This is a genomic window from Tropicimonas sp. S265A (assembly GCF_049800835.1).
GTDB lineage: Bacteria > Pseudomonadota > Alphaproteobacteria > Rhodobacterales > Rhodobacteraceae > Dinoroseobacter.
Window position 1 is genome coordinate 84,126 of sequence record NZ_JBNAFU010000003.1, and the last position, 14,056, is coordinate 98,181.

Below are 14,056 nucleotides of genomic sequence, written 5' to 3' on the forward strand. Positions count from 1 at the left end.
CCTTCAGGCGGCCAGCGCGTAGGAGGCGGGCGCAACCAGCGTGCCGTCCTCGTCGAAAATGTAGACATGGCGCGGGTCAAGATAGACCTTGAGCGGCGCACCAAGTTCCAGGTCATGCACGCCATGGACCAGACCCACCCACCGTTCGCCATGATGGTCGAGATGCACGAAGGTTTCGGACCCGGTCAATTCCGTGACGACCAAACGCGTATCAAATTCCATAGCTCCTGCGCTGTGCGAGATAATCTCCACATGGTTCGGGCGGAACCCGGCAAGATAGCGACCATCTGCCAACCCCTCCATCGGACCCATCACAGGGGCGCTTTGACCATCCCCGAACATGATCTTCGCTCCGGTCTTGCTGACCCGCAGAAAGTTCATCGGCGGATCGCTGAAGACTCGTGCTGTCGTGGCATCAACGGGCTGACGGTACACCGTCGGCGTTGGCCCGAACTGCGTGACCCGCCCTTCCCAGAGCGCGGCGGTCGAGCCGCCAAGCAGAAGCGCTTCTTCAGGTTCGGTCGTGGCATATACGAAAATCGATCCGGCCTCTTCGAAGATCTTGGGAATCTCCACGCGCAGTTCTTCGCGCAGCTTGTAATCGAGGTTCGCCAAAGGCTCATCCAGCAGAACCAGCCCAGCATCCTTTACGAGGGCCCGCGCCAACGCACAGCGCTGCTGCTGCCCGCCAGAAAGCTCCAATGGCTTTCGATCCAGCAGCGGCGAAAGCTGCATCAAATCCGCGGCCTTGCGCACGGCAGCGTCAATCTCCGCCTTGGACCTCCCAAGGATGCGCATGGGCGAGGCAATGTTATCGTAGACCGTCATGGTCGGGTAATTGATGAACTGCTGGTAAACCATCGCGACCTGACGGTCTTGCACCCGCATGCCCGTAACGTCGGCGCCTTCCCAGAAAATCTGCCCCTCTGTCGGCGCATCGAGACCCGCCATCAAACGCATCAGAGAGGTTTTTCCCGACAAGGTCGGTCCAAGGAGCACATTCATCGTGCCTTTGTTCAGCGTCAGGTCGGTGGGGAAGATATGCGTGACCCCGTTCACCACCTTTGACACGTTCTTGAGTTCAAGCGTCATGGCCCCCCCTATTCCGCTGCCGCCGGATGCATTGCCCGGAAACGGTCCTTGATCCAAGTGTCGAGCCGCGCAATCTGATCCTCCGTCAGACGCAAGCCGAGCTTGCTGCGTCGCCAGACCACATCATCTGCGCATTGCGCGTATTCTTTGTCCATAAGCCACGCGACCTCCCGTGCGGTCATGGTCGCGCCGAAGTCTTCGCCAAGGTCGCTTTGTGACCTGGCACCTGCAAGAATTTCAGCGGCTTCTGTTCCGTAGGCCCGGACCAACCGCCGCGCCCAACGGTCGGACAGGAACGCGTGATCTGCACGAAGTCCCTCGATCAGCGCTGCCACGCCATCGACCGGAAAATCGCCCCCAGGCAAGGGCACGCAGGCGGTCCACGGCCCCCCAACATCCGGGAATACGGTCTTGATCTCGTCCAGAGCGCTTTCCGCAAGTCGACGATAGGTCGTGATCTTTCCACCGAAAACGTTCAGCGCGGGCGCGCCACGGCTCTTGTCCAGTTGCAGAACGTAATCGCGCGTGGCCGCTGTCGCGCTTGTAGCGCCGTCATCGTAGAGAGGCCGTACGCCGGAATAGGTCCACACGACATCCGCATCCGAAATCGGCGAGGCAAGATACTGGTTGATGAAGGTGATCAGGTAGCTCTGTTCCTCGGGCGTACATTCGGGCTCGATCGATGCATCGGGATGGTCTGCATCGGTCGTCCCGATCAGCGTAAAATCAGTCTCATACGGAATTGCAAAAATGATCCGACCATCGGTGCCTTGAAAGAAGTAGCACTTGTCGTGTTCGAAGAGCCGCTTTGTCACGATGTGGCTGCCCCGCACCAGCCGGACACCGCTTTGCTGATTGCTCTTGAGGGTTCCCCGCAATACGTCCCCGACCCAAGGTCCGGCCGCATTCACGACCATCTTGGCAGTCACACTGTGCATTTCACCGGTGGACGAGTTGCGAAGCTCGACGCGCCACATGCCGTCCTCGACACCAGCGGAGACGACCTTCTGTCGCGGCAGAATGGTGGCACCGTGCGCTTCGGCATCACGGGCATTCAACACGACCAAGCGTGAGTCTTCGACCCAGCAATCCGAATACTCGAATGCCTTTTCGAATTTCGGGCTCAGCGGTGCGCCCTCTGGCGTATTGCGCAGATCCAGACCACTCGTACCCGGTAGGATCTCGCGCCCACCAAGATGGTCATAAAGGAACAAACCAATCCGGATCAGCCAGGACGGGCGGCGCCCTTTCATCCACGGCATCACGACACTAAGCAGTTTCGACGTCGGCGTCGTGGTGTCAAACCGCATACTCTGATGATAGGGCAGCACGAACCGCATCGGCCATGCGATATGAGGCATTGCCTTGAGTAGAGTTTCGCGCTCGATGAGGGACTCGCGCACAAGGCGAACTTCGAAGTACTCAAGGTAACGAAGACCGCCGTGGAACAGCTTGGTCGACGCGGCAGAGGTGGCCGCCCCGATATCGTTCATCTCTGCCACGGCAACGGACAACCCGCGCCCCGCAGCGTCACGCGCAATACCACAGCCGTTTATGCCCCCGCCGATAACCAGCAGGTCAAAGCTCGCCCTCATTGGCTTCCTCCCTCGCGCCCCTCAAGGCGCAACCAATTAGTTACAAAAAACGCGTGCGAATGGAAGATATAAATGTTCGTTTATGATCGATTTGTCGTAAGTATATGGTTCGAAGAGGTTTTTTAACTCCTCCATCAAAAAGGTGTGGCCGGATCGAAGCGCAAAAAAGGACTTGGGAGGTAGAATCGATCTTGAGTCATCGTAAATTCGAACAAATTCGCGCTATAACAGCGTACAAACGAACAGCAGGGTCGAAATGGTACAAACACTGCGAAAACCCGAGATCATCAATATCGCGCGTCGCGAAGGCATGGTGACGGTCGAAGGACTCGTGTCCCATTTTGGGGTGACACCGCAAACGATCCGCCGCGATCTGACAGAGTTGGCCGATGCCGGCCAACTGGATCGCGTACATGGCGGAGCCGTGCTTCCCTCCACCACGACCAATATCGGATACAGCGAACGGCGCGAACTGAACCAGTCATCCAAGGTCGACATTGCCCGGGCTGTCGCGCAGGAGATTCCCAATGACTGTTCCGTCTTTTTGAACATTGGCACCACAACCGAAGCTGTCGCGGCAGAACTGATGCGGCACGAAGGTTTGCTGGTGGTCACCAACAACATCAACATCGCGGTGGTCCTGTCGGCCAATCCGCACATCGAGGTTGTGGTCACAGGTGGGAACCTGCGGCGCTCGGATGGCGGGCTCGTTGGCGATCTCGCCAAACAGTCCATCGGCCAGTTTCGGTTCGATTTCGCAGTAATTGGATGCTCCGCCTTGCATGAAGACGGCGAGATCCTCGACTTCGACTTTCAGGAGGTAGGCGTCAGCAAGGAGATCATCAGCCGAAGCGAAACTGTTTTTCTTGCTGCCGATGCGTCCAAGTTCGAGCGTAAGGCACCAGCGCGTATCGCCTCACTGGATGCCGTAGATGTGTTCTTCACGGATGTGTCGCCGCCATCTGCGTGCCTACGTTTCTGCGCCGATGCAGGAACCCGCGTCGAGATCGCGGGAAAGGCCAACACGCCCTAGGGCGCGCTCCGCGCCCGTGCCGCAAGCACCTGCCGAACAAAGGGAAAGATCAGTGCAATCATTGCAGTCATGCCCAGAACAAGCGCGATGGGGTGGCCCGAGAAAAAGGCGAGGAAACTGCCATCGGTCAGGATCAGACCCTGGCGCAACGTAATCTCCAGCGTGGGCCCCAGAACCATCCCGATGACCAGAGGTGCCATCGGGAAGCCCTGTCGCCGCAGGATGAACCCACCGACGCCAGCGGCCCCCATCACGAGCAGGTCGAACGGATTTCCGCGCACAAAATACACCCCTACCGCGCACAAAAGCACGATAGCCGTCATCATGTATGCCTCTTTCACTCGCAGAATTGGCGCGGCCACCCGGGACAACAGAATACCCAATGGCAGCAAAAGAAGGTTGATCAGGAAAAAGCCCGCGAAGATGGCGGCAATCAGACTCGGGTTGTCCTCAACCAGTTTTGGGCCCGGTGTAATCCCATGCAGAGTCAGGGTCGCCAGCATCACCGCCGTGATCGCATCGCCCGGAATGCCCAGCGCCATCGTCGGCACCAGCGCACCGCCGGTAACCGCGTTGTTTGCGGCTTCGGAACTGACAATGCCATCCGGCTCGCCTGAGCCAAACTTGTCTCCATTGGGGGATGATCTGCGCCCCTCCGCATAGGAAATAAAGGCAGCTGTGGCCGCGCCTGTTCCCGGAAGAACACCGATAAGGTTGCCGATCAGAACGGACTTGCCAAGGTTCTTGCCCCGCCCTTTCCACATCGCGAGGCTTGGCAGCTTTACGCCCTTGAAATCGATCAGGTCTGATGTGGTGTTCAGTTTGGCACTCGCCCGCATCAGAACCTCGGACAGGGCGAAAACTCCGATAACAACCGCAAGCAGGTTGAACCCGGCGAAGAGTTGCCAGTTGTTGAACGTGAAGCGCATCTCGCCAATGATCGGGTCGCCACCGACAGTGGAAAGGAAGATCCCGATCATCCCCGCAAGCAGCCCCTTGATCACCGACCCGGTAGAGACAGACACGATGCAGGTCATGCCCAAAAGGATGAGAGTGAACGTTTCGATCGGACCGAACTCGAGCGCAAAGGCCGCCAGTTGCGGTGCGGCGAAGATCAAAACAATGGCGGATACGAGCCCCCCGATCACAGATGCAATCGTCGCCCAGCCAAGCGCCAGCCCGGCCTCGCCGCGTTGCGCCATGGGATATCCATCAAGACAGGTGGCTGCCGATTGCGGCGTTCCGGGCGTGTTGATCAGGATGGCTGCAATCGACCCGCCATAGACCGACCCGGCATAAACCGCGAGCAATAACAGGATGGCAGGGGCCTGCCCCATTGTCAGCGTAAAGGGCAGAACCATAGCCACGGCTACGGTTGATCCGATCCCGGGCATCGCCCCCAGAACAATACCAAGTACCGTGCCAAGCACCAGGACAAGAATGCCTTCGAGCGTCAGAATGATGGCAATGGCTTCGGGAAGGGAGGATAGCATGCGTGCCTCAGAACAGATGCGTGAAGCGTGACACAGGCAGCGGCATTTTCAGCATGTGATTGAAAAACAGAACCAGAGCACCGGGAACGGCGATGGCATAGAACGCCACGGTCACTGGATTTCGTATCCCGAAGATCGGCAGGGAGATCGCAGCGAAAACGACCGATGGCAAAAAGAACCCCTCGCGGCCGATGACGTTGGTGTAGACGACTGACGCGAGCAGCAGCACAAGCACACGCCACCAGTTGGCCACAGTCGGGTTACCAGACGGCGACCAGAGCGCCTGGACCAGTGCAAGAAGTGACAGCCCGATCCAGAGGACCAAGATGATGCGTGGAAAAAACACCGGAGACTGCGCCAGGTCCGTGCTCGAAAACACCTGCCCGAAGGTAGAGGCATAAAGCCCCACACCGATCAGCAACAGCCCCAGGAGGACCATCACCTGCTCATTGGCAATGCGCGACATTCTGGGTCCCTTCGGTCCGGGACCGGGCAGCCGTCGCGGCCGCCCGGAATCCGCTCAATCAGAGACCCGCGGCTTCGATCAGCGCGCCATTGGATACGTATTGCTCGCGGAAGAAGGCATCGAACTCCGCAGCGCCGCGGTAGTTGATCACCGTGCCGGAATTGGCCGCAAATTCCTTGAACCCGTCCGAGGCTACAGCCGTCTCGCACGCCGCTTCAAGCTTGGCCGTGACTTCTGGATCAAGACCCGCAGGCGCGAAGAGGCCGCCCCAGAGGTAAAGCTCGTTCAGGGGCGGCTCAATACCTGCCTCGGCAGCCGTTGGCACATCAGGATAGTTTGCAAGCCGCTCGGAATTGAACACCATCAAGGGCCGGAAATCACCACGATCCATCAAAATCTCGGTGTCTCCAAAGAACTGGATCGTTCCTGCGGTCAGTTCCTTGACAGCAGGCCCTGACCCCTGAAACGGCAGGTGCTTGAGCTTGTCCAGGATACCAAGGCCCGCAAACGCCGCTACGGTCGTAAGGTGGGTCATCGCCCCCGGACCAGAGGAGCCATAAACATACTTGCCCGGCTCTGCTTTTACAGCCTCGACCACGTCAGCGGCCGTCTGGAAAGGCGTATCGGCATTTGTGAACAACAGCGTCGGGGATGCCGCAACCGAACAGATCGGCGTCCAGCTATCCACGTTGTAAGGCACGTTCTTGATCTGCGGTTGGATCGTGGAGACCGTGATAGAGAAATAGCCCAACTGATAGCCATCCGGCCGCTGCCCCTGCAGGGCCGATGCGGCGACCGTACCGGACCCACCCGCCATGTTGGACACAAACGCATCACCGCCAATAGCTTCGGCAAAGTGGGGCGCAAACCCCCGCAGCAGCAAATCCGTCCCGCCACCCGCATTGAACGGCGCAATCAGATTGATCGGGCGCTCGGGGAAATTGTCATCGGCAAAAGCCGTGCTCGCGACAAGGGTTCCGGCCACACAACAGGCCAACGCAGTCAACTTCATGTTTATCCTCCCAAACCAGTCGGGGTGCATGCAATTGCCGAACGCGCAGCCGAATGCACCGGGGCAGCATGACTGGTTAATCTCCTCTACCCCTCCTGCGAGGTAGGCCGCATTCGCCACGAAGCATCAGGGAATGGTGTTTTCTATGCAGTTTTTTGGATGCTGCGGTTGCAATGAAGCAAAAAACCATCCATATAACATCCACACGGATGGAGAATTCAAAATTGGTGGCTCAAAAGAAACCGCGCGAAAGTCAGATCGAGACGGAAAAGATTACCATCAACCTGGGATATGTTGATCTTGGCCGCGTCGATTTGCTGGTGCGTGAAGGGTTTTACTCCAATAGGAGCGACTTCATCCGCACTGCAATTCGCAATAAACTGGATGCACACGACAAGACCGTCGCGCAATCCATTGAACGTCACACGATGGAGTTGGGATTGCGGGACTACACCAAGGCCGATCTGGAAGCGTTGCGCGACGCGTCCGAAGTCCTGCATGTCAAGGTCGTGGGCCTTGCCCGGATCGCATCGGATGTCCCGGTTGACCTTGCGGTACAGACAATCGGCTCCATCACCGTTCTGGGAGCGCTGCAAGCAAGTCCTGAAATCAAAAAGGCGCTGGCGGACCGGATAAACTGAGGCTCAACCCCTGCCGAAAGGACACATCGCATGTTCACCTTCAACGTCGGCGCCAAGCGCCCGGCGGACGATGACGCACGCACATCGCGCATCGCCGCAGCCAATGACCTGGTTCAACAAACGCTCGCCCGGCACGGACTGCTCGGTGGAGCGACCCACCCTACGGATGCGCCGGCAACACCGAACCTGTCTGCGATGAAAGATCTGCTTTCAAGAGTCCAATCGACGACCAAATCGCCCGTGCCTATCGATATCCCCGACGGCGCTAGCTTCGAAACAGCGACCTTTTCCTGCAGCGCCGGACAACGGTCCTATCGCTGTTACGTGCCCAGTTCTGCCACGACCGGAGCGACCGGCCTGGTGCTCATGCTGCATGGCTGCACGCAAACTCCGGAAGATTTTGCGATCGGCACGGGCATGAACGCCTTGGCGGAAACCCATGGCTTCGTAGTGATCTATCCCCAGCAATCGCGCGGCGACAACGCCCAATCCTGCTGGAACTGGTTCAGCCGTGGCGACCAGCGTCGGGACCGGGGCGAACCCGCCATTCTTGCAGGCCTGACCAGGGAAATTGCAGCACGATACACCGTGCCTGCCACGAAAACCTATGTCGCTGGCCTGTCAGCCGGTGGGGCCATGGCGGTTGTCATGGGCGAGACATACCCGGATGTGTTTTCGGGCGTCGGTGTGCATTCCGGACTTCCATACGGAGCAGCAAAAGACGTCGCATCGGCTTTCGCCTTGATGGCCGGAACGAACGCACCGGATCAACAGCTGGCTTGCAATACCGCGATACCAACGATCGTGTTTCACGGACAGTCGGACAAAACCGTTCACCCTGCCAATGGCGATCTGATCGCGCGGCAGGTCGCGTCAAATGCCGGTCCGCAAATGCTCGAAACCATCGAGAAGGGAGAGTGCAGAGGGCGCGCGTTTGAGAGGCTGGTCGCATCGACGCCGCAGGGACAAACGATGCTGGAGCATTGGACGGTCGAGGATCTCGGGCATGCCTGGTCGGGTGGACAATCGGGGGGATCCTATACGGACACCGCCGGACCAGATGCCAGCGGCGAAATGGTGCGCTTCTTTCTTTCCTTGTGATCCTGGTCTGGACGCCGAACCTTTCGTGTCTATCATCCGCCCGCACGAGCCTTTATCCCGATTTCGCGAGAGCAGCGTAGCATGGTGGAAAGATGAACAGACGGTCTTTCGGAGTTGGCGCGGCTGCCTGCATGCTATGCGGCTGCGCAGGGTCCGCACCGCGCAGCACGGCTTCCGGTTCAAGGTTGCCCGACGACCTGCGCCCGACGCGCAACGCCGCCTATGACACCTGGGTTCGTGGGTTTCGGGCCCGTGCGGAGGATCGCGGTTTTTCCCGATCGCTTATCGATGAAGCCTTCCGCGGCACGGGTTACCTGCCCGGCGTCGTTGCCCGCGACCGCAACCAGGTCGAGTTTAGGCGCACACTCGAAGACTATCTCGCCATCGCCGTGTCGGATGAACGTGTATCGCGGGGCCGCACTGCGTTCGCACGGCACGCAAGCACTCTGGCCAGCATCGAGGCTACCTATAGCGTCGATGCCCATATTGTCTGCGCGATCTGGGGACTTGAGAGCTTCTATGGCGACCGACAGGGATCTGTTCCGGTTGTATCGGCGACATCTACCCTTGCCTTTGACGGACGGCGCGGCGCGTTCTTTGAACGGCAGCTGCTCGCCGCACTGGACATCCTGCGCAGTGGCGACATCACGGCGGATCGCTTGACCGGAAGTTGGGCCGGGGCCATGGGACACACACAGTTCATTCCTACGTCCTATCAGGAGTTCGCCGTTGATTTCACCGGTGACGGACGGCGGGACATATGGTCCGAAGACCCGAGCGATGCCCTGGCCTCTGCCGCAGCATACCTGGCGCGCAACGGCTGGACGACCGGAGTACGCTGGGGCTCGGAAATCGTGTCTGGCGACGCGCCCGGACGGGTTATTCAGCCCCAGGCTGGGGGCCCGAAGTTTGCCGTGACCCGGAACTTCGACACGATCAAACGTTACAATAATTCCGACTCCTACGCCATTGGCGTTGGCCACCTGGCAGATCGCATCGCCGGGAGACCGCCTTTGCAAACACCGTTTCCTCCGGACGCGTTCGGCATGACCAAGGACGACAGGGTCGCCTTGCAGGAAGGCTTAACGCGCGCCGGTTTCGACACCGGCGGCGCAGATGGGGTGATAGGGCCGAACAGCCGCGCTGCGATTGAAGGGTACCAAGCTCGGATTGGTGTGCCGGTCACAGGCGACCCGTCGATCGCGCTGTTGAGATCGCTGAACTAACCACGTGTCTTCAGAGCTTATTAGGCAAGACCCAGTTTAACATGGCGTCAGCTTTGCTATGAACGAGAGACAAAGCTGACGCGGATCGAGGAACCTGATGTCTGAACCACTGCCTGACGCGGGCTGGAGCCGAACGTGCCTCACGGTGCCGGACGCGATTGTCTGCCCCCCGAAGGAGTATTTTCCCCTCGGACCGTGCGGCGTTTGGAACGATCAGGGCGACGTGGCCCAAGCCGCCCACTGGCGCAAAGGGCAACGCTTTACCACGGCCGTTGCCGAAGCCCCTGCTCCGGTCAACCACCTCAAGGGTAAGCACTTGTGGGCCGGCATCCTTTTTGGTCATTTCGGCCACTTTCTGACTGAGTCCATCTCGCGGCTTTGGGCTGTGGAAGATGAACGACCCGACAGCGTCATCTTCATCCCGCGCCATGCACGCCTCGACAATCTGGACGCGTTCAGGGGGGAAATGTGCGACCTGCTCGGGATAGGTGTGCCGATCCAGATCATCGCAGACCCTACATCGGTCGAAGAACTTGTGGTGCCGGGTCAGGGGTTCGGGCTCGGGTCGATCACGGCAGGCACTCCGGAGTTCTGGGCGATGATGCAGCGCATGGCCGACCGGGTGCAGGAGGATGCCCCAAGAAAAATCTACATCTCCCGTACCGAGTTCGGTGGCAAAGGCGGGGTCATCTGCGAGGATGTTCTCGAACGCAATATGGAAGCGGCCGGCTACGAAACGCTTCACCCGCAGCGGTTATCTGTTTCCCAGCAGATTGCTGCCTACAAATCCGCAACGCATGTTGTGGGCCTCGACAGTTCCGCCTTCCACATGGTCGGCTTTGCTTCCCAACCGCAGCAGCAGGTGTCCATCGTGCTGCGACGGAACACTGACGATCATATCTACATCGCGGCGCAGCTTGAAGCGACGCTTGAAAAGCCCCCTCAAATCATCAACGCGCTGAGCGCGAACTGGGCGCCATCCGGGCAACAGAACGCGAACCACAATTCCTATGGTGAGCTTGACCATGATCGATTGTTCGGGGCGTTAAGGGACACCGGATTTGTCGATCCAAACGCATCCTGGACGCCCCCGAGCGGGGCGGAAAAAGAGGCGGCGGTAAAACAGGCCGCCGACCGGTGCGGTGAGCCCCTGGTCAGGCTGGAGGTCAAAGAAACAACCGAGACCACGTCGCCCGCGGTCCACAGGTCGACCTTGGCCACGTACATCAGATCTGAAAAGCTCATCAGCGATGGCAGGCCGAAAGTGCTGGGGGTTTGCCGTTTTTCGATGCTTGGTCGCGGAGACTGGAAAGCCTATCGTGGCCAGCCTGATGACAAGCTCGAAGACATCTATGAGCAAAAGGCCGAAGAGCTTTTCGCCGAGGCACGGATGAAATCGCGTCTGGCGACACTTGAGCATCTGACACTTGGTGCGATGACAGCGCAAAGCGATCAGGAATCGATTTTTCTGGTTTTGTCGTCGGACCGGATGCCCAAGCACTATCGCGACCGTCTCGCCGAAATCTGTAACGAGGTTCCGCAAGCGGTTCTGCAGTTCATCGAACCGATGCATGTATCGGACGCGATCCGCAAGGCGACGACCGAGATGGAGATTGAGCTGAGCGACTGCCTGCAATACCGGCTGGACGATGACGACTGCGTTGCATTTGATTTCACGCGCCGGGCCCGGCGGCATGCGCGCACGTTCTGGGATTACTCGAACTTCGCAATCAGTTTCGCCCAGCAGTACTACTGCGTCAGCGATGGCCCGACCGAAGGTATCTACAACTGGTGGAGTCCCTTCTTCAGCGCGGGGGCGAGCGTGCGACATAACTCCAAGACAGTCTTCGATTTCGGGCATTACAAGATCCCGAACCGCCTACCAGCGTTGACGGACCCGCATTTCCCGAACATCGTCACCCACCGCGGAGACAACGACACCCCACGCCATGAAGCCGCCATTCTGCGAAAAAGAGGCATGAAGCCTGCCTCCGCAAAAGAAGTCATGCGCACGCATGAGCGACACTTTCACTTCCTGTCGCCGAAGGGGCTTGAGTTGTGCGGTTTCGACAAGGTTCTGAAGCAGGCAGAGACTGCCTAACCGAGACGTGGTCTGACCTCCGTTCCTTCTGAGTTCACCTGAACCTCGAATTGCTGAGCGCGGGCACCAAGCACCGTGAACATCTCTGGCCCGGTGCCGGTCATCCACGCCTGCGTCTGCAATCCGCAAATCTCATCATAAAGCGCAGCTTGGCGGCTTGCGTCCAGATGCGCTGCAACCTCGTCCAGAAGCACGATTGGAGCCACGCCTGTATCGGCCTTCAATGCCCGGACATTCGCAAGGACAACAGAGATGAGAATGGCCTTCTGTTCTCCGGTCGAACACTCGCGGGCCGGGACATCCTTGGCTGCATACACAGCGTCCAGGTCGGTTCGATGCGGTCCGACCAAGGTGCGCCCTGCCGCCATGTCCCGCGACCGGGTCTCGGACCATGCCTGCGCGAGCGCCTCGGCACCCTGAGGATCGGACGTATTTTCGGGGCCTGTGAGCGCAAGGCGTGCTGCCGGAAACGCCGTCTGCGCCCCGGATTGTGCGGCACTGATCTTGGCCAAGGCGATGCGGCGGTTATTCTGAACCGTTGTCCCGAACTCCGCCATCTGTGTTTCCAGCGCGCGATACCAGTGGGCGTCGCGCACATCGTCCTTCAGCAAACGATTGCGGTCGCGCATCGCTTTTTCATAACCCAGCGTCGCTTCGGCGTGATCGGGAAAGAAACTGAGCGTCAAACGGTCCAAAAAGCGACGGCGTCCTTCGGCGCCCTCGATCCACAGCCGGTCCATTGACGGCACAAGCCAGAGCATGCGCGCCAAAACACCCAGAGATGTCTGGGGTGCTATCTTGCCATTGATGACGACGCGGCGCGCGGCCCCGCTCTCGCTGTAAGTTTCAATCTCATGCTCTCCGTTTGGGTCAGTCAACCTTGCACTGATCTTCCATCCCAGTGCCTCGGGCTTACGCGCCATGTCATCCGCCGATGCACGTCGCAACCCGCGCCCGGGGGACAAAAGGCTGACCGCTTCGAGAATGTTGGTTTTGCCAATGCCATTCGCGCCAAAAAGGACCACTGGACGCGTATCCAACGTCAGATCAAGCAGACGATGAGAGCGAAAATGCGAAAGGCGAAGATGTGAGAGTGACGCGGTCGTCACACCCGCATTGGCATCACGACATAGACTGCCGAGGTGTCGCCACCCTCACGCATCATGGTGGGATCAGCCGCGGAGTTGAACATGAAGACCGCGTTCTCGCGGTCGACCTGGCTAGCGATCTCCAGAAGGTACTTCGCGTTGAACCCGATCTCAAGACGCTCATCCCCGTACGCCACCGCGAGTTCTTCCTCCGCAGCACCGCTGTCCGGTGCGTTCACCGACAGGACAAGGCGATCCTCATCAAGAGCAAGTTTGACAGCGCGGGATCGTTCGGAACTGACCGTCGCCACGCGGTCGACCGCCTTGGCGAATTCCGACGCGTCGACCTCGAGTTTTCGGGTGTTGGCTGTCGGAATGACCCGCGTGTAGTCGGGAAAAGTACCGTCAATGACCTTGGAGGTCAGCGTGATCTCGGGTGTGGCAAAGCGGACTTTCGTGTCAGAGACGGACACGGCAATCGTCGCGTCATCATCGTCCAACAGCTTGCGCAGTTCGCCAACTGTCTTGCGAGGAACTATGACCCCGGGCATCGTTTCCGCGCTGTCCGGCATGTCGGCATCAATCCGGGCCAGACGGTGGCCATCGGTGGCGACACAGCGCAAGGCGCGTCCATTCTCCCCATCGGAGATATGCATGTAGACGCCGTTCAAATAGTACCGCGTTTCTTCGGTGGAGATCGCAAATTTCGATTTGTCGAACAAACGGCGCAGCGTTGGGGCCGGGGCGGCGAAGTTGCAGCTGTACTCGGTCGAGGTCATGACCGGAAAATCTTCTTTCGGGAGCGTTGCCAACGAAAAGTTCGACCGTCCCGCAACGACCTGCAAACGCCCTTTTGCGCTATCGTCGATCAATTGGACCAGAGCACCATCTGGCAGCTTCCGCACAATCTCATGTAGTGTCACCGCCGAGACGGTGGTCGCGCCCGCACGTTCCACCTGGGCTGACACCTTGTCGACGACTTCGATATCGAGATCGGTTGCGCGGAAACTGACCGTTTCACCCTCCGCCTCGATCAGGACGTTCGCCAGGATCGGGATGGTATTCCGACGCTCGACAACGGATTGCGCCTGGCTGACAGCCTTCAGCAGGGTGGCGCGTTCGATGCTGATTTTCATGGGCTAATTCCTGTTCCCCCGGGCCGCCGAGATTATCCGCACGAACGCGGTGCACAAGCGGTAAAATGAACT

The 14,056-nt window shown here is 59.1% G+C and carries 12 protein-coding genes; 5 read left to right on the forward strand and 7 right to left on the reverse strand.

Annotation, left to right across the window (positions count from 1 at the left end):
- Positions 1 to 3: 3 nt before the first annotated feature.
- Positions 4 to 1,092: an ABC transporter ATP-binding protein gene (locus tag ACP15N_RS10455; RefSeq protein ID WP_425092210.1), complete on the reverse strand. Its 1,089-nt coding sequence runs from the start codon at positions 1,090 to 1,092 to the stop codon at positions 4 to 6.
- 8 nt (positions 1,093 to 1,100) lie between these two features.
- Complete coding sequence (gene glpD, locus ACP15N_RS10460; protein WP_425092211.1) at positions 1,101 to 2,687, reverse strand: glycerol-3-phosphate dehydrogenase; 1,587 nt, start codon at positions 2,685 to 2,687, stop codon at positions 1,101 to 1,103.
- 256 nt (positions 2,688 to 2,943) lie between these two features.
- Between glpD and ACP15N_RS10465 the strand changes: the two genes are divergently transcribed.
- Positions 2,944 to 3,720: a DeoR/GlpR family DNA-binding transcription regulator gene (locus ACP15N_RS10465; RefSeq protein ID WP_425092212.1), complete on the forward strand. Its 777-nt coding sequence runs from the start codon at positions 2,944 to 2,946 to the stop codon at positions 3,718 to 3,720.
- On the opposite strand, the gene ACP15N_RS10470 is transcribed toward ACP15N_RS10465, so the two are convergent.
- The 3 genes from ACP15N_RS10470 to ACP15N_RS10480 are packed head-to-tail and all read right to left on the reverse strand — an operon-like array spanning position 3,717 to position 6,691.
- Positions 3,717 to 5,213, reverse strand: coding sequence for a tripartite tricarboxylate transporter permease (locus ACP15N_RS10470; RefSeq protein WP_425092213.1), 1,497 nt, complete (start codon positions 5,211 to 5,213; stop codon positions 3,717 to 3,719). The two genes, ACP15N_RS10465 and ACP15N_RS10470, sit on opposite strands and share 4 nt — an antisense overlap.
- Positions 5,214 to 5,220: 7 nt before the next feature.
- Complete coding sequence (locus ACP15N_RS10475; protein ID WP_425092214.1) at positions 5,221 to 5,679, reverse strand: tripartite tricarboxylate transporter TctB family protein; 459 nt, start codon at positions 5,677 to 5,679, stop codon at positions 5,221 to 5,223.
- Positions 5,680 to 5,737: 58 nt separating this feature from the next.
- On the reverse strand, positions 5,738 to 6,691 hold the full coding sequence (locus ACP15N_RS10480; protein WP_425092215.1) for a Bug family tripartite tricarboxylate transporter substrate binding protein: 954 nt from the start codon (positions 6,689 to 6,691) through the stop codon (positions 5,738 to 5,740).
- A 227-nt stretch (positions 6,692 to 6,918) separates the two neighbouring features.
- Between ACP15N_RS10480 and ACP15N_RS10485 the strand changes: the two genes are divergently transcribed.
- From ACP15N_RS10485 to ACP15N_RS10500, 4 genes are all read left to right on the forward strand, one after another.
- Positions 6,919 to 7,332 carry a CopG family transcriptional regulator gene (locus ACP15N_RS10485; RefSeq protein WP_425092216.1) on the forward strand — a complete coding sequence of 138 codons (414 nt, stop codon included), beginning with the start codon at positions 6,919 to 6,921 and terminating at the stop codon, positions 7,330 to 7,332.
- 30 nt (positions 7,333 to 7,362) lie between these two features.
- Positions 7,363 to 8,433 carry an alpha/beta hydrolase family esterase gene (locus tag ACP15N_RS10490; RefSeq protein WP_425092217.1) on the forward strand — a complete coding sequence of 357 codons (1,071 nt, stop codon included), beginning with the start codon at positions 7,363 to 7,365 and terminating at the stop codon, positions 8,431 to 8,433.
- 92 nt (positions 8,434 to 8,525) lie between these two features.
- Complete coding sequence (locus ACP15N_RS10495) at positions 8,526 to 9,659, forward strand: lytic murein transglycosylase (protein WP_425092218.1); 1,134 nt, start codon at positions 8,526 to 8,528, stop codon at positions 9,657 to 9,659.
- Positions 9,660 to 9,756: 97 nt separating this feature from the next.
- The gene (locus ACP15N_RS10500) at positions 9,757 to 11,760 is read left to right on the forward strand and encodes a glycosyltransferase (protein ID WP_425092219.1); all 2,004 of its coding nucleotides are present in this window, start codon (positions 9,757 to 9,759) and stop codon (positions 11,758 to 11,760) included.
- Here the strand turns inward: ACP15N_RS10500 and recF are convergent.
- Complete coding sequence (gene recF / locus ACP15N_RS10505; RefSeq protein ID WP_425092220.1) at positions 11,757 to 12,869, reverse strand: DNA replication/repair protein RecF; 1,113 nt, start codon at positions 12,867 to 12,869, stop codon at positions 11,757 to 11,759. The genes ACP15N_RS10500 and recF overlap by 4 nt on opposite strands.
- Complete coding sequence (gene dnaN / locus ACP15N_RS10510) at positions 12,866 to 13,984, reverse strand: DNA polymerase III subunit beta (protein WP_425092221.1); 1,119 nt, start codon at positions 13,982 to 13,984, stop codon at positions 12,866 to 12,868. Before dnaN ends, recF begins: the two co-directional genes overlap by 4 nt.
- Positions 13,985 to 14,056 lie beyond the last annotated feature (72 nt).